The sequence below is a fragment of the Brevundimonas sp. genome, assembly GCF_041648055.1.
GTDB lineage: Bacteria > Pseudomonadota > Alphaproteobacteria > Caulobacterales > Caulobacteraceae > Brevundimonas.
This window is the reverse complement of record NZ_JBAZPS010000002.1, coordinates 352,878-372,811: the sequence shown is the minus strand read 5'-3', so window position 1 is coordinate 372,811 and position 19,934 is coordinate 352,878. Positions and strand designations below refer to the sequence as shown.

Below are 19,934 nucleotides of genomic sequence, written 5' to 3'. Positions count from 1 at the left end.
CCAACATGAGTGACGACCACCAAAGAAGACCCAAGACGCTCATGTCAAAACCGCAGGCCGACGCTTAGGATGGTCTCCTGGCGGTCATAGGCCACCCGGTCTTCGTTCGCCCCATTGAGCCGCAGGACAACGCGTTCGGTGACGTCGATCTCCAGGCCAAGGCTGGTGGACTGAACGTCTACGGTCGCGCCGTCCGAGGATTCCGGAGCATCGGCATAGCCGACCCTCAGGCGGAGCTTCGGCACGATCTCCAACGCGGCGCGCAGGCTGTAACCCGACCGATAGGTGTCCTGCTCGTCCCAGACATTGATCCATCGCCCCCCGAGCGTCAGCCTCCCATCCGCGGTAACAAATTCGAGCCCTGGCTGGACCGTCGACACTGTCCCGACCGCGTAGCGGGCAATGGCGGCATCCGCGGTCACGGACCACCCCTGATCTCCGAGGGGTATCTGCCCCCCTGCACGAACGGCGACTTCGGGGCGGAACTCGGCACCTGGCGTACCACCGAAAGCCCCGTAGATAGCGCCCACACCCCATCGTCGGTCCAGCCTGGCTTCGGCATAGGTGTCCGACCGGCCGAACCGTTCGGCATGCTCGATCGTCGCCGACACAGCGTCTCGAGTGAACTGGCGGGACAGCGACACGCTGATTTCCCGCCACGGATCGAGGTCTTCGGACAGATGGCTGTAGGCCACCGAAACGTCAGCCCGCCATTCCGCCACGTCCGCGCTTAGGCGGTTGATCTGCGATAGTGCGTCTCTCGCGTCGGCATAGTTGGGTGCCCGTGCCAAAACACCTTCGAGCTCCACCCTGGCCTCAGCCGGCCGCCCGGCCGCGATCAGCGCAAGCCCCAGATTCAGGCGCGCATCGACGTCGTCCGGTCGTCCCGCCAATACGCGCCGTGAGCCGGAGATGGCTTCGTCCGTGCGACCTGCCAGTCGATCCCGCACCGAAGTCTGATAGACGCTATCGAGGTCGGGGCCCGGGTCTTGTGCCTGAGCCGCTTCAGCCGTTCCGAGACATGCCAGGGCCGCCATTGCCAAGACTGTTCGCATTGTCGGTTCCTGTCGGCAGAAGACGCCCGATGCGCGCTACCAGCTCATCGGGAATGAAGGGTTTGACGAGATAGTCGGCAGCCCCCAGCTTCAGGGCCCCTACAATATCTTCCTCGCGCCGGAGAGCGGTCAGCATGATCACGGGAAGACTGGCGGTTTCGGGGTCCGCCTTCAGCCGCCGAAGCACTTCGAAGCCGTCCGCAATGGGCATCATGCCATCAAGCACGACGAGGTCCGGTCTTTGTTGACGGCATTGGTCGAGCGCCTGGCGACCGTCTTCCGCCGCTATAACGGCGTAGCCGGCAGCGCTCAACTTGTGGGTCAACAGACCGCGGAGCAGCGGGTCGTCGTCAGCTATGAGAACGCGGGCGGGGGACATACTGAGGCTCTTGGGCCGACCTTGGCCGAATGGATTGAACCGCAGTCTGAACCCATATGCTGAACAGAGGGTTTCGGCATCCGCGTTCCGGGGCAATGCGACGCCGTGGTCCCTGACCGGTGACGCGCGGCAGCAAAACCTTACCGCCGGCGATCAGGGCGTAGCCAGTCCTTCGAGGGCCCTGCGGACACGGGCGACAAGATCCTGAGGCTCGAAGGGCTTCAACAGATAGCCATTGCCGCCACTGGCCAGAACGTCCCTGACGGTTTCGGGCCGGTTGTCTGCGGTCATCATGACGACCGCCATCGAGAGGCCTGCGCTGCGCAGGTTCCGCAGGACCGTCAGTCCATTGATATCCGGTAGATGGATATCCAGCAGCACGAGATGGGGACGTGCCCTGCGGATCAGATCGACCGCTCCGCGCCCCACGGCCGTCGTCGTCACGTCATAGTGCGCATGGGTCAGGATGAGACTGACCGCTTCCTTCAGAAACGGATCGTCCTCGACGACGAATATGCGCTGCGCCATTTCAGGTCTGGTCCAGGGCAGCCTCGCCCGACGCGTCATCGTGGCGCGACGCGCCGACTGCATCCATACTGGCCCTCAATCGGTCGAGGCTGGCCGCACTGGTCGCCAAGCCTGCGGCCAGCTGGTCATCGATTTCGCCAGCGGCGGCACTCACGTCCGGAAAACCGAACATGCCAGCCGTTCCGGCAAGATTGTGGACGAGATTGCGCAGCTGATCGCCCTGCATGCCTTTCGCCGCGAGCGTCTCCAGCTGGGCACGATCGTCCGCGACGCGAGCCCGGAACCGCTCCCGCAAGGCGGCCAGAGGGTCTGTCACGCCGACGCCAGGTGGTCTCGAAGCTGCCGGCTCAAGGTCATGGGATCGAAAGGTTTGATGATGACGGCGATGGCTCCGAGGCCGAGGAAGCGATCCAGCTCATGCGATTGCGCCCGTGCCGTCATGAAGATGACCGGTGTACCGGCATGCCGAGGCATCTGCCTGAGCCGTTCCAGGGTCCCGGGGCCATCCAGCGTAGGCATCATGACATCGAGCAGGATGACGTCCGGTGCGTAGCCGCTCCCAAGCCAGTCAAGCGCTTCCTGGCCCGATGAGGCCGAACGCACCGTCATGCCCGGGTCCATCTCAAGCGCGAAGGCGGCCACCTCGCGAATGTCCGGCTCGTCGTCTACATGAAGTACGTTCAGCATCATGTCTCTCCACGCTCCTCGGTCAATCGGCGCACGGTTCGTGCCAGACCGGCCAGGGACGTTCGTGATTTGGTCAATACGGCGTCGACCCGGTCGGCCAAGGCACCGTCCATCTCTTGGGCGGAATAGACGATAACCGGAACAGTGCGCCCCGTTTCATCGCCCAGGTCGTGGAGCAACTCCAGCCCCGAGCCGTCGGGCAGCCCCAGATCCAGGATGACCAGATCGGGTTTGAACCTCGCCAGTTCGGCGCGGGCGGAGGCCAGGCTCTCGGCCTGGACGATGTCCACGCTCGTTCCCAAGGCTGAAGCCGTGACCTCCAGAATATCCCTATCGTCGTCAACCTGCAGGACCCGAGGTCTCCGATCCGAGTTCTTTTTATAGATCGCGGCCACTGCGGTCCTTAGGCGGTCCTGATCAAAAGGCTTCTCAAGCCAGTCCAACACCTCGAGCGATCGACCCCGAGCCATCCCGCGCGCTGTGTCGGCCGAGACCACGACAACCGGGAGGTGCCGCGTTTCCGGTTTGGCGCGCAAAGCTCTGATGAGACCGATCCCGTCAGCGTCTGGAAGCTGGAGGTCCACCAGCAAGGCAGAATAGACGCCGGTGCGCGCGGCCGACAGGGCTTCGCGCCCCGTGGGGGCCACGTCCGCCGCAAATCCGTCTTGCTCGAGCATTTCGCGCAAGATTTCTGCGGCGTCGGCATCGTCCTCGACGATGAGAAGCCGGGGTCCGTCTGTCTCGGCCGATGTGCGCGCTTCTTCGACCAGGGGCAGGTCGAGATGGAAAGTCGCGCCATGTCCCTCTGCCGATTCAAACCACAGTCGTCCCCCATGCCGCTCCGCGATTTCCCGTGCGATGGCGAGCCCCAGCCCCGTCCCGCCCTTGGCGCGGGTATCGGACCCGTCGGCCTGGGCGAACTTCGAGAAGATGCGTGAACGAAAGGCGTCGGGGATGCCCGGACCCTCGTCCACAACGCTGAGCCTCGCCAGGCGGGTCGTGGGATCGACCGTCACCCGAACCTCTCCCCCTGCGGGGGAGAATTTCAGGGCATTGGAAAGCAGATTGGTAACGACCTGGATCAATCGATCCGCGTCCCCACGAACGGGCACTGGATCGCCGTCGGGCAGCAGCAGCCTGACCCCAAGGTCGCCGGCATAGCCTGACACGCCTTCGACCGAGCGGCAGGCGATGTCCCGCAGATCCAGCGGCACCATGTCGAGCCGCAGCTTGCCGGACTCGATCTTCTCGATATCGAGGATGTCGTTGATCAGCCTCACCAGCCGCTGGCTGTTGGCCTGGGCGATCTGGATCAGCCGCGCGGCCTTTTCCGGTAGAACTCCAGCCACTCCGCCGGCCAGCAGGCCCAGTGATCCGGCTATGGAGGTCAGGGGCGTGCGCAGCTCATGGCTGACCGTGGACACGAACTCGTCCTTCAACTGCTCCATGCGCCGTCGCTCGGAGATATCGCGTATGATCGCCACCACATGCACGCCCGATGGCAGCGTCATGGCCCCCAGGGCCACATCGACAGGGAAGGTTTCGCCGGTCTTGCGCCGCGCCTCCATCTGGCGGAGAAGGCCGCCCTCCAAAGCGCCTTGTGAGGCTCCCAGCCGTTTGAGAAACTCCCCCTGCCCGTCCGGAGCGATGTCGATAAGCAGCGAGACGTCGCGACGGTCAAGCTCGGCCGCTGCATAGCCAAACATTCGAGCTGCCGCGGCATTCACGGATTCAATCGACCCACTGGGGTTCAGGGTGACGATACCGTCGATAGCTCCGTCAAAAATCGCAGCCTGGCGAGCAGCCGTCGCCTCGACATTCTGCAACAGTGTCTGCCGGGTCCGGATGTATCGCCAGACAAGGACAGAGGTCCCCACGACCACCGCCAGCAGGATGAGGAACAGAACCCCGACCATGACCTCCGTCCGCGTCGTGCGGACCTGAGCTGTCCGGGAATAGGATTCCAGTGTTTGGGCTTCCGCAGCGGTCATCCTGCCGACGATCGCCCTCACATCATCCATCACCAGCTTGCCCTGACCGCTGGCAACCACCGCCATCCCGGCTTCCGCCCCTTGCGTGCTCCGGGCGTCAATACCCTGCTGCATGAGTTGGAGTTTCCGTGCCGACAAGGCGCTCAGCCGTTCAAAATTCTCGATCTGGTCCGGCTGTGTCTCAAAGAGGCGACCCAGCCGCTGCAACTGAGCGTCGAGCTGTCGCGTCGCATTGTCGTAGGGTTCCAGGAACCGGTCGTCGCCGGTGATAACGTATCCTCGCTGGCCTGTTTCGGCGTCCTGCAAGAGGGAAAACACAGCCTGGATCTGCGACCTCGTCTGGTATGAGCGGTCGATTTCGGCCCGAACTACGCGATTGCTGCGAAACTCCTGCACAAGCTCAAACCCGACAAGGGCCAGCAATAGAGGGACAAAGACGACAGCCAGTCCGACCAGCCAGCGGAAGCCGGACCCGAGGCCTTGACGGTGCCCCCTCACAGTCGCGTAACCTTCGAGGCTCCGGGAAGCCTTTGGAGGGAGGTGTACGTGCAAGTCTGCGTCATCGATGACGATCCGCTCATGTTGAAACATCTGGAGGAGATGCTCACAGGACTTGGTTGCCAAGTCGTGAGCGCGCCGGATGTGAACACCGCCCTGAAGCAGATGGCGCTGCATCATTGCGACGCCGCGGTCGTCGACATCCTCATGCCTGACCGCGACGGTCTGAACTTCATCCTCGAGGTCCGCCGGACGCGACCGGATCTTCGGATCGTAGCGATCAGCGGCGGCGGACGTCTCAGTGCTGGATCGCTGCTAAGCATGGCCAAGGGTCTGGGTGCTGACGCTACCCTTGTGAAACCCTTCTCCTCCAGCGAACTGGAGTTTGCCCTGGCCCTGACTTAGCGCCAGCGTGAAATGGCGTCGTTGGAAATAAGACGCTGACTGCAGAGGCCCCGTGGCGTCTGGCTCTCGCCGTTGCCCATGGGCAGCGGCACCGGCCGCCTGAACACAGACAAGTTCAAGCGCTTCGGCAGTAATGATTGTCTTGGGCTCAAACTTTTGCGGCTCGTTGTCGAGGATGACCGAGCTAGAACGTCTAACCGACATCGCATACCGGGCGCTCATCATGCTCAGAGCCCCGACCGACCCGGCCGCACGATTCGCTGACGCGGTATGCCGAGGAATGCGAAGCCAATGCGGCACTTCTGCGCCCCGTTGTTGACGACTAAGCCTCCCTCCGGCCCGCCCATGGTGAGACCGACGTCGTATGCCGGGGGTCAGTGCCCGCCGTAGCCAGCTTCGATAACGCTGAGCTATGGCAGAATGTCGCAGTCTTAAATCTGTCTTTAACGGCTCCCATGTGACGCGGTTATTCGGGAGCGGACCATGTCAGAACAGTCGGCCGTAACGCGCGCACAGCTTCTACGCATTCTGGTGTTTGCCTTGCTCGCAGTGGGGGCGATCATCGTCAGTGTCGGCGGAATGGTGGCCTATTCCGCTTCCGTTGTTGATCAGCAGAGCGTCCGTACCCAGACCAGCCTTGTGGCCCGGAAGGTCGAGCGGCGCCTCGAAGGCCTGAGTGAGGACGTCCTGTCGGCGAGCGTCTGGAACGAAGCCTATACGCAGACCGTGGCCGGGAACCGCGAATGGATGCAGATCAATTACGGCGACTACTACGCAGACTACATGCAGCATGAAGTCACGGTCGTCTTCGACGGGGCCGGGCGCGCCATCTATGCCTCTCGCGACAGCGAGGAAACAGCCCCCGAGGCTGAAGCGGAACTGCTTGAAGTGGCGGGCCCCATCGTCGCCGAGCTCCGCCGCCGCGCGGCTGCGAAGCGGACAGGTCCCGCAGAATATGGGCTGGATGCCGTCGTGACCCAGGAGGCAACCGTGATGGTGGGCGCCGAGCCCTATTTTATCTCCGTTTCCAGCGTCGTGGCTGAAGATGCCCAGAATGATCGGCCGGGGACGCCAGCGCCCTTCGTTTTGTCCGGTGCAACGGTTCAAGCCTTCGTGGCATCCCTCGAAAATGATCTGATGCTGATCGAGCCGAGGCTGGTGGGCGCGGCTCAAGACGTGACCGAGGCGTCGGTACCGATCAAGAATAGCGACGGCGAACGCCTAGGCTCTGTTCAGTGGACGCCGGATCGTCCTGGCGCGTCGCTGCTCGTTGGAGCCATTCCTGCCCTGTCGATCATGGTGGCGCTTCTGCTGACCGCCCTCGTCATCGGCGGTGTCCGTGTCTATCGGCTCATCAAGGAGCTTGCCTACAATGAGGAGGCTCTGGATCGGACCCTGGCGGAAGCGGAATCCGCCAATGCCGCAAAGTCTCAGTTTCTCGCCAATATGAGCCATGAGCTGAGGACGCCGTTGAACGGCATTATCGCCATGACGGAACTCCTTCGGGACCACCAGACGGACGCGAGGGGACGGGAGATGGCGGCCACCATCGTCTCCTCAGGCCGAACGCTCGAACATGTGGTTAACGACATTCTGGATGTAGCCAAGATCGAGGCGGGCCTGCTCAAGTTCGAGTCGGTGCCGTTTGAACTGGACGAGTTGCTGAAATCGGTCGCCCAGCTTCACGGTGCGGCAGCAGCCGCCAAGGGGATTACGCTCGGACTGACAATCCAGGATGACGCCTCAGGGGTGTATCTGGGAGACCGGACGCGGGTCTCCCAGGTTCTGTCCAACCTGATCAGCAATGCCGTCAAATTCACGGAAACCGGCTGCGTCCAGGTCACTGCGCGCAAGCACGGAGACCGCAGGCTCTGTCTATCGGTCAGCGACACGGGGGTCGGGTTTGACCGGGCGACAGCCGCACGGCTCTTCCAGAGGTTCGAGCAGGCGGATGTGTCTGTCAGCCGGCGATACGGCGGTACCGGGCTAGGTCTTTCGATCTGCGCATCCCTGGCGGAGATGATGGGAGGGCAGGTCTCGGTGAGATCGGTTCCGGGCAAGGGATCGACCTTCTTTGCCCACCTGCGCCTGCCACGGGTCGGCAATGTGGAGGTCGTGACGCCAGAGCCGGTGGCTCAGGCCCAAAACTAAGACGCCCGCTCGCTGCGTGTGCTCTACGCGGACGATCACGCCATCAACCGTCAGGTTGTGGCGATGATCCTGGAACCGCTCGGTGTGGATCTGACCCTGGCTCACAACGGACGCGAAGCTCTCGATACGCTGACCACTTCGGCCTTCGACGTCGTTCTCATGGACGTCCAGATGCCAGAAATGGATGGGCTGACGGCCACGCGCCTCCTGCGCGAGTACGAGGCGGCGCGTGGGCTTATACGAATGCCCGTTATTGCCTTGACCGCCAATGCCATGCCGGACGATGTCGATCGAAGTCTGGCGGCCGGTGCCGATCTCCATCTTCCCAAGCCGATCCGACCGGCCGAACTGCTTGAAGCGATCAACCGCGTCGTTTTTGCATCCCAACACCATGCTGAAGCTGCGGCCTGAGAGATCATGAAAACGTCCATCCTTGTCGCCCTGAGCCTCGTTGGCATAGCTTCTCCGGCCTGGGCGCAATCCTCCGATTGGTCTCTGAGCGGCACGGCGGGCGTCGTCAGCGACTATAGATATCGTGGCTATTCACTCTCCGGCGAGCGACCGGCTCTTCAGGGCGGACTGACGGCGGATCACGCGTCCGGCGTCTACGGCGATGTTTTCGTCTCCACGATCGATGAGTACGGCATCGGGTCGGACGGTGACGGAGCCGACGTGGAAATTACAGGGACGCTGGGCTGGGCGGGCCAGGTAGGAGGCTTCGATGTCGATGTCGCCGCCGCTGCATATCGCTATCCCGACGGGGACGACGTGAACTATGTCGAGTTCCCACTTCAACTCGGCCGCACCCATGGGGCGCTAACCTGGGTCATTGGTGCGGCATTCGCCCCGGCTCAGTCAGCGCTGGGTGACGAGGAGAACCGTTATGGGTGGACGTCGCTGAGCTTCGCGCCCTCGTCCTGGCCCGTCTCAGTCACCAGTACAGTCGGTTATGAGGACGGTGCGTTTGCTTCGGAGGGGAAAGCTGACTGGTCGGTTGGGGTAGCACGAGAGCTGGGACGGTTCCGCGTAGATCTAACCTGGGTTGATAGCGACGCAGACAAGGGCCAGGCCGTAGCGTCTATATTTGTCAACTTCTAGGGTAGGTCTGAGCCCCGTCGGCACTGGCGAAAGCCGCGCGTGCCAATCAAGGTGGGACGTCCGAAACGGGTCGAATTTCCGCCCTGAGCTTCGCCGCCGAAAACAGGCATTGGCCTGCGACCCACAAGCGGTCGCGGTCGACGTTTGCTAAAGGGGGAAAGCGGTCGTTAGGTGCGTGCGTGCCCCCCTTGAAGTCCTCGGCGATGTCCGGCTGAAGTCGAGCGCAACGTTCCGAAGATGTCCCATCCGCGCGGCGAGGTGAACCATCCTAGACGATCGGCGGCTGGGAGCCCCTCAAAGACGCCGCCGTCGTGGACCGGTTGAGATCCGGATGCCCTTGGAGCAATGACGTCCCCCCAAGGATCACTGGCGCTTAGCCGAGTTCGATCTCGCGGCAAAGCTGCTACCTGGCAGCCGTTTAATTGTCCTGTCCGTTATCGCAGTGAGAACTTCCGCGAGCAGACGTGTCGGCAATAAGCAGTAGAGCTAGGGCCTACACGGACGCTGGCTTGACCGGTGTGAGGAACCGGCCTGTCTCCGTCGTCGTTGGCTAGGCTTCGTTCATTCGAGCAAGTCCATAGCCCGTCCATGTCCCACGCCCCGCTCCACGACCCCGGCTATCACCCCCCGCGGGAAGCCGTCGCCTTCTACGAGGACAGCCTTGGGCTTCTCAAGGAAAGCGGCATTCCGTTTCTGCTATCTGGGACCTATGCGGTTACGGCCTATACCGGGATCCGGCGACCCACCAAGGATCTAGACGTCTTCTGCAAGCCCGGCGACTACCCCCGCATCCTCGCCTTCTTCCAGGCGCGCGGTTATCGCACCGACGTCGAGGACGAGCGCTGGATCGCCAAGGTCTGGAAGGACGACAAGCATTTCTTCGACGTGATCTTCGCCATGTCGAACGGCACCATCGCGGTGTCGGACGCCTGGTTCGGCGAGGACGCCATCACCGTGTACGGCCACGAGGTGAAGATCACCCCGCCGACCGCACTGATCCTGTCCAAGGTCTTTATCCAGGACCGCTATCGCTATGACGGCGCAGATGTGAACCACGTCATCCTGAAACAGGCCGACCACATCGACTGGAAGTCGCTGCTCGACCAGATGGACCTTTACTGGGAAGTCCTGATGGCGCACCTCCTGAACTTCCGCTTCGCCTATCCGACCGAACGCGACAATATCCCGGCCTGGTTGATGACCGAGCTGGCCCAGCGTCTCGAGGCCCAGGTCACCCTTCCCGCCCCTCGCGTCAGGGTCTGCCGGGGCCGTCTTTTCAGCCCCCGGGACTATATTGCGGACATCACCGAGTGGGGCTTCGGCGATGTGGTCGGCAAGGGACTGGAGGAACGCCATGACCCTGTCGACTGACACCCAGACGCCTCAGCCGGGCATGGAGCCGGGACCGCCTCAGAAGCTACGTGTGGCAGCCGTGGGCGACCTTCATGTCGGCGAAGGGCCTTCGCCCTACCGCGACCTGTTCGAGCGTGTCGGCGATGAGGCGGATGTGCTCTGCCTCTGCGGGGACATGGTCAACTTCGGCAAGACCACCGAAGTCGATGCCCTGCTGAAGGACCTCAGCCTGTGCAGGATCCCGATCGTCGGCGTCATGGGCAATCATGAACACGAGTGCGGCCAGCCCGAGGCCGTCATGGAGATGTTCTGCGATGCGGGCGTCACCATGCTGTCTGGCGGTCGAAACCACGAGATCGGGGGTGTGGGATTCGCGGGAGCCAAGGGGTTTGTAGGCGGGTTCGGCCGCTACATGCTGAGCTCTTTCGGCGAGGCCTCGATCAAGTCTTTCGTGCAGGAGGCGGTCGCTGACGCCAGTCAGCTCGAGACCTCGATCAGAAGTCTGCGGACAGAGCGTTCCGTGGTCCTGCTGCACTATGCCCCTGTGGTCGACACGGTGGTGGGCGAGCCGCCGGAAATCCACTGCTTCCTGGGGTCTTCCCGCCTGGCGGAAACGATAGACCGCTACGACAATGTCAGCCTCGTGGTTCATGGCCACGCCCACCGCGGGGCCCCGGAAGGCCGCACCCACAAGGGCGTGCCAGTCTACAATGTCGCCCTGCCGGTCCTCCGGTCCCTGGGTGATCGGCCCTACAGGGTGTTCGAAGTCTGACACCCGGACCACCCCGCGTCCGGTCGGGGGTTCTCTAGACGATATGCAGGAACCTCCCGACCGGCGGGTCATTGGCTTGGCCATGCAGCTCCCGGATCCGGATTTCCTGTGGCCGATTCTCGGCGCGATCGTCGCCGGAGGTTTGATCGGTATCGAGCGCGAATATCGCGCCAGCCCCGCGGGTTTTCGCACCCATATTCTTGTCTGCCTGTCCTCGGCGCTGCTCATGCTGGCGGCGGTGCACCAGATCCAGTGGCTCACGGACACGCCTGCGGACCTGATCCGGATCGATCCCGTGCGCATGGCCCACGGCATATTGACCGGGATCGGCTTCCTGTGTGGCGGCGTCATCTTTCGCGAAGGCTTTACAGTCCGGGGCCTCACCACGGCGGCGTCTCTCTGGGCCACTTCGGCTCTCGGGGTGCTGTTCGGTGTGGGCTTCTATGGTCTTGCGGCTCTGGGATCCCTATCCACGCTGGCGGTGCTCGCAGCGGTGCGCCTGTCTGAGGCGGTGTTGCCCCAGCGGCGCTATGCCGACATCCGCATCCGCTTCAGAGCAGAGGCCGTTATGGATGTAAGGTCGGTCCGGGCCTTGCTGACCGCACAGGGTCTGCAGCCGCAGGGGATAGAGCGGGACGGCGATAGCGAGAGGCTGGAGTTCAGCACGACAGCCGGGGGCTATACCGAAGCCCGCGCGGACGCGCTCGCCGTCTCCTGCCGATCCAATCCCTCGGTTCTCAGCTTTCGATGCCGACCCCATGATGCCTAGCAGGCCGCGCTCCGCTACCGTCCGGAGCTCAGGTCTGAAGAGCAAACCCTCTCCCTGCAGAAGGCGAGCCCTGGCGAGCTCACATCGAACGTCAGGGCGCTTCCCCAGCCGACAGCTCCCGGCTGATGGCGAGGAGCGGTTCATCGCCGAGGCTCCGCCATCACGCAATCGCGCCGTCGTCTCAGTCACACGTCCGAAGGTCCATCTGGTCGGGGCAAGCGTGCGGCTCGCGCCTGGACTGCCCATCCTTCGAGCGACGGCCACCCACCGAGGCGATTATCCGCCGCCCGGGAGCGGGGGACGGTCCGATGCGTTGACGTCGGATCGACAGAACGGAGCATGATCATGAACCAGACGCTGAAGGCCACATTCACGACCCGGCGGGAGGCTGAGTTGGTGGTCGAGCGCCTTGTGCAGGAACATGACGTTGAACGCAGCGACATCTTCATGGCCCCGGAAGGGCCTGCCAACTCGGCAGGAGAGACGATCTCGGGGTCGGATCGAGAAGCGGGCGCACCGAGCGAAGGGGCGCGCGATGATGGCGCACATGAAGGGCGGATCGAGGTCTCGGTTGATCTGCAGGACGATGAGCGCGCGTCGGCCGTCCAGAGCGCATTTCATGAGTTTGGCGGCCAGGCCGCGTGAGCCAAGGAACAGACCCTGTCGGGTGCCAGCCGGGCCGGCACGATGAACGCTCCTGATCCCCAGACCTGCCGACGTGCCCTTCGCGAGCTCAGCGAAGTGGCGGCCGTCGCCGTCCTGCCGGACAGTCAGATGACGGACCAGGAGGCGCTTCTCACCATCGCGGCCATCGCGCAGTGGGTGCGAGAAGAGGCCCCTGGGGCGCGTGCTGATTGCGGCGATGTCATCCGCCAGCTTCACGCCCTCACCAGCTCAGTCGATCTTGAAGACCTCGATGACCAGGACGCTGCGGATATGTTCCGCGACGTCATCAGTACGCTCGAGATAGCCTAGGACCGAAACGGTCCGTCCTGGTGTGCAGCGACAGAGCGACACCGGCGTCGCCCGGCTCAAGGCCAGTCCAGTTCGACCCAGGTCGGCGCATGGTCGCTGGCGCGGCCTTCGCCGCGCACGTCCCGATCGACGCCCGCATCTCGCAGTCTCGCGGCGGCCACCGGATTGAGCAGCACGTGGTCGATCCTGAGCCCCGCATCCCGCTCCCAGGCTTGTCGGAAATACTGCCAGAACGTCCAGGGTGGAGGGTCATGGGGATAGCGCTCACGCAAGGCGTCGGTCTAGCCCTGGTTCAGCATCTGACCAAAGGCGGCCCGGCTTTCGGGCTGGAGCAGCGCGTCTCGTGTCCAGGAGCGGCTGTTATAGATGTCAGCGCCCGTCGGCACGACATTGTAGTCGCCGGCAAGCACCACAGGCGCATCGGTCCCGATGAGGCTGTGCGCGTGGGTGATCAGGCGGCCGAACCAGGCAAGCTTGTAATCGAACTTGGGCCCAGGCCGCGGATTGCCATTGGGCAGATACAGGGATGCGATCAGCACGCCCTGCACAGCCGCTTCGATGTAGCGGCTTTGCGTGTCTGTCGGGTCGCCGGGCAAGGACCGGCGCGTGACCACCGGTTCACCGACCTTCGACAGGATGGCGACACCATTCCATCGATGTTCTCCCTCCCAGACGGCATGGTACCCGGCGTCCCGGATGGCAGCTTCAGGGAACTGAGCGCCTGTCGCTTTCAACTCCTGGAGACACACGACATCGGGCGCAGCCTTTTCAAGCCAGCTGAGCAGACCGGCCAGCCGGGTATTCACGCCATTGATGTTGAACGTCGCGATCCTCATCCGCTCACGCCGTTTTCGGGATGAGGTCCGCTGAAACCCCAGCCTGCGCGTACGTCAGGCCGATGACCCTCATCCAACCCTAGCCCTGTTGTCGTGCCTGTCATCCGTGCGTCTGTCCCGCAGCCCCTGATAACGCGCCCGGCGCAGCCCATTGATCGACAGTCTGACGCTCTGCGTCGTCGTGTCGTCGTGTCATCGCGTCGTCGGGGCGGTTCCGATAAATCTCTCACGACACAATGCCTGAAACGGTCCAACCGTTCATGCCGATGGCACCCCCTAAACAGCTTCAGCAGTTGCAACATTGCGGACGCCGCCGCGTGAAATTCTCCCCGCTCGCCCATGAAGCTGCTGTCCCAAGGCTATGGTCCGATGGGTGCCCAAATGCCGTTCTCGCGCCCGAAGCCTGCGGCCCGGTGATGGCCGCAAAGCCGGAGTTCAGGTCCACCGACCGCATGACCGAGGCGGTGTATGGCCGGTCACCATCACAAGCCAGGCCACTAAAGCGGTGTGAAGCGCAGGTTGCGGGATCGTAGATCCGTTCGCTCCGGCCAGACGGCAGCAAGCAACGACAGGTCCGCGCAGAATAGCTCGGAAATCAGCCCGGAATGGCCGCCGCTGCTGCAAACCGGGCGCCTGCAATATTTGAATCCATAGTCGGGCTGTCGCCCGTGGGATCATGCTTCCACAGAGAGGACGTTCAATGATCACACCCGAGCACATCACCGCGTTTGCGCTGGTCGTCACAGCCCTGTCAGGCCTGGTCTGGAACCTGAGGCGAAAGCGCTAGGTCGTCTGCCTGGGCTTTGCCGTAGGGGTTTCCTGTTCAGCACCACGCCTTCAGTCACCCTGTCTGAACCGCTGTTCCGGCCCACCACGTTCAGGCCGGATCGGAGCTGAGGCTGCGACAGAGAAATGTTCTCGGCCTGGCCGACCCAGGGAACGACAAGGCCCCCGCCGGTGGAAACGGCGGGGGCCCAAACTCTCACGAGAGAGGTCCGCTTACTGATCAGACCGGCACCTGGTGCGGGGCTGTCCCGTCCATTGCCGACCCTGAAGCGGTCACCGGGGACACGCAGGCGGGTTCCTCGCGAGCGGACAAAAACCGCTCGTCACCTGTGTGCGCGCATGGCCTGTCCTCGCCGAGATGGCGGAGCGGATCCCAGCGCGAGCGACCCTTCGCAGGATCATGCAGCGCTGGGCGGGGCCGCACGATGGATGCGGGCCGCGCGGCGGAACAGGGCCGCGGACGCCAGCCAGATCAGACCGAAGACGACGCTGAGCACGATGACCGGCTGCGGCCAGTTCTCCGAGCCCTGCCCCCATCCCCGCAGGACCGCTACGACGCCGATGACGACCTGGACGACGGCGGCGACAACCATGGAGCGGGACAGGCCGTCTGCGCGGAACCGGCTGACGACCCCGCCGACGAATGCGGCGAGGATCACGCCGAGATAAAGAAGGTTTGCCGGATGATCCTCCGATCCGATGATGCCCACGGCACCGTTGATCCAGAGCAGGAGGACCGAAGCGAGGACCGCAAGACCGGCCCCGATCCGGTACGACCATGTGCCCGAGGCGCGCACCGCCAGTTCCGCGATCACGCCCGCGCCGATCAGGATGATCCCCGCAAAGACAAAGTCGGACGGCGTCCACTGGACCTCCTCGCTGAACCGCATGGCGACGGCGGGGGTGATCAGCAGGCCCGCGACGAGGGTCCAGCCGACAAGGCGCAGGGTCGAGGTCAATCGGTCATTGTGTTGGATAGGGCGTTTGTACGTCATTGCCTTCGTGGCCGGGTTGGATGAGGCTTGAACCATGGCCGGGCGGGCGGTGAGCGTCCTGAGCGCCGCGTGAGGAAGCCGTGAAAACCGTGGCCAGCATCTATAGTTTCGACCGTTTCGTGCTGGACCCGGCGGAACGCCGCCTGTCGCAGGACGGGCGACGGGTGGAGCTGTCCGGACGCTATCTGGATGCGCTGGTTCTGCTGGTCGTCGAAGAGGGTCGGCTCGTCACCAAGGCCCGGTTTCTCGACGAGGTGTGGAAGGGCGTGCCCGTCACCGAGGAAGCGCTGACGCAGTGCGTAAGGTCGCTGCGCAAGGCGCTGGGCGATCAAGCAGGGCGTCCGAGATTCATCGAGACGGTCCCCGGTCATGGGTATCGCTTCATCGCATCCGTGACGCGCCAGGACGTCGGCCCCACGGCACGAGCCGTAGCGTCCGGGCATCTCCAGAAGCCTGGACAGACCCAGGCCATGGCACACATCCTGGCTATGGGCCGGGCCGGACTGATCGGCGGGGGCCTGGCCGGACTGGTCGGGGGGCTCGCCTATGGGTTTGCAGGGGTCGCAGATGGTGGCGCGGGCGGTGCCGCATCGGGCCTGCTTGTCCTGGCCACGCTCACCGCCGTGGTCGGGATGCTCGGGGGATCCAGTGTGGGGTTCGGGGTGGGCGCGGCAGGGTTCGTGGTGCCTCAGCGCGGGTGGTTGCGGGTCGTCGGTGGGGCCGGCGGCGGACTGGCCGTGGGGGCTCTCGTGCGACTTGTGGGGCTGGATGCATTCGTGCTGCTCTTCGGATCGGCACCCAAATCCATCACCGGTGCCGGTGAAGGCATGCTGCTGGGCGCGTCGATCGGGGCAGGTTTCTGGATCAGCCAGCTCAATGCACGACGCCGCTACGGCGTTCTGGCCGGTGCCGGCCTGACCGGACTGGCCGGGGCGGGAGCTACCCTGGTCGGCGGCCAGCTCATGGGCGGCAGCCTCACCGCCCTGGCGGCACAGTTCCCGGAGGCCAGGCTGAGGCTGGACCACATCGGTGCACTGTTCGGTGAGGCCACGTTTGGGCCGGTGAGCCAGGCAATGACAGCAGGCCTCGAGGGTGCCCTGTTTGGGGCGGCGATGGTGTGGGCGCTCACGACGGTTAGAGCCGATTGAGGATTTGTGCGGGCAGCGCCACCTCGTCCTGAGGCCGCTGTGACGACATCAGCCAGCGACCCGCGCTATCTGTGGTGGAACCAGCCTGTGGCGACGGGGTGCCGATAGGCAACGCGTGTGGAAACCCACACCAGGGCAGCGGTAGACAGCAATATGCTCGATACCAGCCCGCCGATGGCGAGCAGCCCTCCATTGGTGACCTTCACCCTGACCGCAGCCTTCGCCTTTCCTGTTCGAACGACAAGCGTCGCACTGTTGGCCTGCGATCGAAGACTGTCCTGATCTGTCATGCCGAAACAACCCCAGTGTCGCGGCTGCGTTCCGAACACCGTCGATCAGACACTGGCGCGGTGGGCGCTTCTCTCTCGGCCTGCCCATGCCCCGTCGTCTCAACGACTTGTTTGCCGCGGGGCGTCGGCGCTCCTCATTCAAGGCTCGTCCGACCGTGTTCGGTTCATGACGCTTCTCCATCGCCGCAACTCAGACCCGGAAGGGCGTTATCGGGCAACACGACCACCCAGCCAATTATAGGTCCGCCCAACCCCGAGCCGGCTGGCGCGTTAGCTTCGCGCAGATATCCCGGGACGCTAGGCCCGGCCGTCAAGTATAGCGGCCACCCGCCGCGCCAGGGCCTTCAGCTCGAACGGCTTGGTCATGATGTACATGCCCTCCTCCAGGTCGCCTCCGCTCAGGACGGCGCTCTCGGCATAGCCCGTAATGAACAGGACCTTCAGATCCGGTCTCATGGCCCGGGCCGCGTCGGCCAGCTGTCTGCCGTTCATGCCCCCGGGAAGGCCGACGTCCGTAATCAGCAACTCCGCCGAGCCCGTGGCACCGAGCAGGGCGAGTCCCGACCGCCCGTCTTCCGCCGCGACGAAGTCGAAACCGGCCTCGGCCAGGGCTTCGGCCGCCAGCATCCGGATCAGGGCCTCGTCGTCGACGATCACGACCATGGCGCGGCGCGACCGGTCTGGATCCGGTTCGTGCGCCTCCGTGCGCGGTTCGGGCGCAACAGTCCCACGGTGTCGCGGAAGGTGGATGCTGACTGTGGTGCCTTCACCCGGCTTCGAGGCAATGCTGACCTGTCCGCTGGACTGCCGGACGAAGCCGTAGATCATCGACAGGCCCAGGCCTGTTCCCTGCCCCATGGGCTTGGTCGTGAAGAAGGGGTCGAAGGCTCGGGCGATCGTTTCCTCGGACATCCCGACCCCTTGGTCGGTGACGCTGAGCCGGACGTAGTCGCCAGGCGTGCATTCCGGCCCGAGGACGGTGTCATCCTCCAAAGTGACATTGCTGATCGAAAGGATCAGATCCCCGCCTTCCGGCATGGCGTCCCTGGCGTTGATGCAGAGGTTCAGCAGCGCATTCTCGAGCTGGCTCGGATCGACCAGTACGGGCCAGGGCGGTTCGGACGAAACCGTGCTCAAGGTGATGCCGGGGCCGACCGAACCCCGGATCAGCTCTTCCATGTCGCGCGCCAGGGCGAACACATCGGTGGCCTTCGGTTCCAAGGTCTGACGCCGGGAAAAGGCGAGCAGGCGGTGTGTCAGGGCCGTGGCCCGCTCGGTCGCCGTCTGGGCCATCGTGACAAACCTTGCGGTGTCTTCGAAACGCCCCTCGGCCATCCGCTTGCTGACGAGTTCCAGGCTTCCGGAGATGGCCATCAGCAGATTGTTGAAATCATGCGCGATGCCCCCGGTCAGCTGTCCGACCGCCTCCATCTTCTGGGACTGCCGCAGCGCGGCCTCGCTGGCCATCAGCTCGGCCGTCCTCTCTTCGACGGTGCGCTCGAGGGAAGCCGCCAGTCTGGCCAGATGCCGCTCGGCCCGGCGGCGCTCGCGGGCGGCGAGGGTGCGCTCCCCGACATCGCGCATGAACTGCAGCTCATCGGCCAGCCAGACCCGCGCTCCCGCGGTATTGGCGTAGAAGAGCGCTACCGTCTCCCCCTGGTCTTGCAGGGGCATGTTGACCACCGCCCGGGCGGAAATCGCCTCAAGGGCCGCCGCCGTGTCCCGGGTCCTGGGGTCGAGGCGGGCGTCACTGAACACCACGGTTTCACCGCGCTTCAGGTCTTCGACATAGCTGCCGTAATCCCGGAAATGGAGCACGCCGGCGAGGCTCTGGATTCCCGGTGCGTTCCAGTCCCTGGCGATGGAGATGGTCTCGGTCGGCCGGTCGACCATGCCGAACCCCACGCGATCGACGTCCAGGGTTCGCCCCGCGATCTCGCAGGCGGCGTGGGTCAGATCGTCGGGGTCGGCAACATCCCGCAGGGCGTCCGCAAGCTCCATCAAGGCCGTCCGCAGACGCTCGGCGCGCACCCGTTCCGTGACATCGGTCGTGACGCCCGCCAGCCGAAGGGGGCGGCCCTCGGCGTCATGGATCAGGATCCCGCGCGCCTCCATCCAGCGGGTCGATCCGTCCGGCGTGACGACGCGATGATTGATATGATAGTCCGCGCCCCGGCTGATCGTCGCCTCGCTCTGGGCGCGGACGGCGTCGCGGTCGTCGGGATGGATGAGGCTCAGGCGGTCCTCGTAGGTGAAGACCTCATCGACGGGCCATCCCATCAGGGTCTTGTAGGCCTCCGACGCCACCAGGGTGCGGGTTCGCACATCGACGCTCCAGGCCCCCAGTCCGCCGGCCCGCATGGCGAGATCGAGTTCTCGCTCCCGTTCCCGGTCGACATGCGATCGCGCTGTCAGCTCGGCAGCGAGCGCCGCATTGTTGGACTGCAGGTTCGCAAGCCGCTCGCGCTCCAGGGTGACGTCGACCTGACTGGCGAAGAAATAGGCCAGTCGACCATCGGCGTCGAACACCGGGGCCAGAAGCAGACGGTTCCAGAAGGGCTCGCCATCCTTGCGGTGATTGCGGATGTCGACCTCGATCGGCTCGACCGCCGCGACGGCATCATGGATCTGCCTGACGGTCTCCGGGTCCGTTTCGGGCCCTTGCAGGAAGCGGCAGTTGCGCCCGAGGATTTCCGACCGCGCATAGCCGGTCAGGCGACAGAAAGAGTCATTGGCGAAGACGACCGGATTATCGGTCTGCCGGGGATCTGTGATGATCATCGGCATCCGGGTCGCCCGGACCGCAGACACGAAGGGATCGGTGGAGCTTTCCAGTCCCAGCACCTCCCCGGCGATGCGTTCCGCATCGCGTTCGGCCTTGGGCGACGGGTCTGGAGCACTGAAACGCATCGTCTGTCGGGACTGCCTGGCGGTTGGACCTGAACGTCCTCAACTCCTGTGAAGCTCTGCGGTTCAAATGGCAGGACCTTTTGCAGCCTCAGCATTTCCGGAGGCCACATCGTTTCACCCGGCCGTTCTAGCGAGACCGAGCCTGGGTGGCGGTTCGGCTCGCGCGCATGCGTCAGAGAAGGCGTAAACTTGCGGCTCAGCTTGCTATGCGCACACCCGCCGAGCCCGTCATCCCTGTGACCGGTTCCGGACCTAGAGGGAGCGACCCGGAACCGGGGGACATCCACGCGGTCGGCAGCCGCCGGTCC

At 64.2% G+C, this 19,934-nt stretch carries 20 protein-coding genes; 10 read left to right on the top strand and 10 right to left on the bottom strand.

Annotated features, from left to right (window positions below):
• Positions 1-44: 44 nt before the first annotated feature.
• From WC585_RS08050 to WC585_RS08025, 6 genes are all read right to left on the bottom strand, one after another.
• Positions 45-1,055 carry a YaiO family outer membrane beta-barrel protein gene (locus WC585_RS08050; RefSeq protein ID WP_373257170.1) on the bottom strand — a complete coding sequence of 337 codons (1,011 nt, stop codon included), beginning with the start codon at positions 1,053-1,055 and terminating at the stop codon, positions 45-47.
• Entirely contained in the window at positions 1,006-1,434 is a 429-nt protein-coding gene (locus WC585_RS08045) for a PleD family two-component system response regulator (RefSeq protein ID WP_373257168.1), read from the bottom strand. Before WC585_RS08045 ends, WC585_RS08050 begins: the two co-directional genes overlap by 50 nt.
• 153 nt (positions 1,435-1,587) lie before the next feature.
• Complete coding sequence (locus tag WC585_RS08040; protein ID WP_373257166.1) at positions 1,588-1,962, bottom strand: response regulator transcription factor; 375 nt, start codon at positions 1,960-1,962, stop codon at positions 1,588-1,590.
• Position 1,963: 1 nt separating this feature from the next.
• Entirely contained in the window at positions 1,964-2,278 is a 315-nt protein-coding gene (locus WC585_RS08035) for an Hpt domain-containing protein (RefSeq protein WP_373257165.1), read from the bottom strand.
• Positions 2,275-2,652: a response regulator gene (locus WC585_RS08030; protein ID WP_373257164.1), complete on the bottom strand. Its 378-nt coding sequence runs from the start codon at positions 2,650-2,652 to the stop codon at positions 2,275-2,277. Before WC585_RS08030 ends, WC585_RS08035 begins: the two co-directional genes overlap by 4 nt.
• A complete protein-coding gene (locus WC585_RS08025; RefSeq protein WP_373257162.1) occupies positions 2,649-5,231 on the bottom strand; it encodes a CHASE3 domain-containing protein in 2,583 nt (860 codons plus the stop codon). The genes WC585_RS08030 and WC585_RS08025 overlap by 4 nt, the downstream gene beginning before the upstream one ends.
• Between WC585_RS08025 and WC585_RS08020 the strand changes: the two genes are divergently transcribed.
• The 9 genes from WC585_RS08020 (at position 5,127) to WC585_RS07980 (ending at position 12,661) form a co-directional block, all read left to right on the top strand.
• Positions 5,127-5,543 (top strand): response regulator, encoded by a 417-nt coding sequence (locus tag WC585_RS08020; protein ID WP_373257198.1) that lies wholly within the window; start codon positions 5,127-5,129, stop codon positions 5,541-5,543. The genes WC585_RS08025 and WC585_RS08020 overlap by 105 nt on opposite strands.
• Positions 5,544-6,026: 483 nt before the next feature.
• A complete protein-coding gene (locus WC585_RS08015) occupies positions 6,027-7,694 on the top strand; it encodes an ATP-binding protein (RefSeq protein ID WP_373257160.1) in 1,668 nt (555 codons plus the stop codon).
• A gap of 18 nt (positions 7,695-7,712) precedes the next feature.
• Entirely contained in the window at positions 7,713-8,105 is a 393-nt protein-coding gene (locus WC585_RS08010; protein WP_373257159.1) for a response regulator, read from the top strand.
• A gap of 6 nt (positions 8,106-8,111) precedes the next feature.
• The gene (locus WC585_RS08005) at positions 8,112-8,792 is read left to right on the top strand and encodes a TorF family putative porin (RefSeq protein ID WP_373257158.1); all 681 of its coding nucleotides are present in this window, start codon (positions 8,112-8,114) and stop codon (positions 8,790-8,792) included.
• A 588-nt stretch (positions 8,793-9,380) separates the two neighbouring features.
• Positions 9,381-10,163 carry a hypothetical protein gene (locus WC585_RS08000; protein WP_373257156.1) on the top strand — a complete coding sequence of 261 codons (783 nt, stop codon included), beginning with the start codon at positions 9,381-9,383 and terminating at the stop codon, positions 10,161-10,163.
• Positions 10,147-10,917 carry a metallophosphoesterase gene (locus WC585_RS07995; protein ID WP_373257155.1) on the top strand — a complete coding sequence of 257 codons (771 nt, stop codon included), beginning with the start codon at positions 10,147-10,149 and terminating at the stop codon, positions 10,915-10,917. The genes WC585_RS08000 and WC585_RS07995 overlap by 17 nt, the downstream gene beginning before the upstream one ends.
• Positions 10,918-10,999: 82 nt before the next feature.
• Positions 11,000-11,686: an MgtC/SapB family protein gene (locus tag WC585_RS07990; RefSeq protein WP_373257153.1), complete on the top strand. Its 687-nt coding sequence runs from the start codon at positions 11,000-11,002 to the stop codon at positions 11,684-11,686.
• A gap of 345 nt (positions 11,687-12,031) precedes the next feature.
• Positions 12,032-12,331, top strand: coding sequence for a hypothetical protein (locus WC585_RS07985; protein WP_373257152.1), 300 nt, complete (start codon positions 12,032-12,034; stop codon positions 12,329-12,331).
• Between the two features lie 96 nt (positions 12,332-12,427).
• Complete coding sequence (locus tag WC585_RS07980; protein ID WP_373257151.1) at positions 12,428-12,661, top strand: hypothetical protein; 234 nt, start codon at positions 12,428-12,430, stop codon at positions 12,659-12,661.
• Positions 12,662-12,717: 56 nt separating this feature from the next.
• Here the strand turns inward: WC585_RS07980 and WC585_RS07975 are convergent, their stop codons facing one another.
• The 3 genes from WC585_RS07975 to WC585_RS07965 form a co-directional block, all read right to left on the bottom strand.
• Positions 12,718-12,933, bottom strand: coding sequence for a hypothetical protein (locus WC585_RS07975; protein ID WP_373257150.1), 216 nt, complete (start codon positions 12,931-12,933; stop codon positions 12,718-12,720).
• 9 nt (positions 12,934-12,942) lie between these two features.
• Entirely contained in the window at positions 12,943-13,497 is a 555-nt protein-coding gene (locus WC585_RS07970) for an exodeoxyribonuclease III (RefSeq protein WP_373257149.1), read from the bottom strand.
• Between the two features lie 1,184 nt (positions 13,498-14,681).
• On the bottom strand, positions 14,682-15,242 hold the full coding sequence (locus tag WC585_RS07965) for a hypothetical protein (RefSeq protein WP_373257148.1): 561 nt from the start codon (positions 15,240-15,242) through the stop codon (positions 14,682-14,684).
• Positions 15,243-15,358: 116 nt separating this feature from the next.
• Here WC585_RS07965 and WC585_RS07960 point away from each other — a divergent pair, with 116 nt between their 5' ends.
• Positions 15,359-16,426, top strand: coding sequence for a transcriptional regulator (locus WC585_RS07960; protein ID WP_373257146.1), 1,068 nt, complete (start codon positions 15,359-15,361; stop codon positions 16,424-16,426).
• A 587-nt stretch (positions 16,427-17,013) separates the two neighbouring features.
• Here WC585_RS07960 and WC585_RS07955 read toward each other — a convergent pair.
• On the bottom strand, positions 17,014-19,626 hold the full coding sequence (locus WC585_RS07955) for a PAS domain-containing protein (RefSeq protein ID WP_373257145.1): 2,613 nt from the start codon (positions 19,624-19,626) through the stop codon (positions 17,014-17,016).
• Positions 19,627-19,934 lie beyond the last annotated feature (308 nt).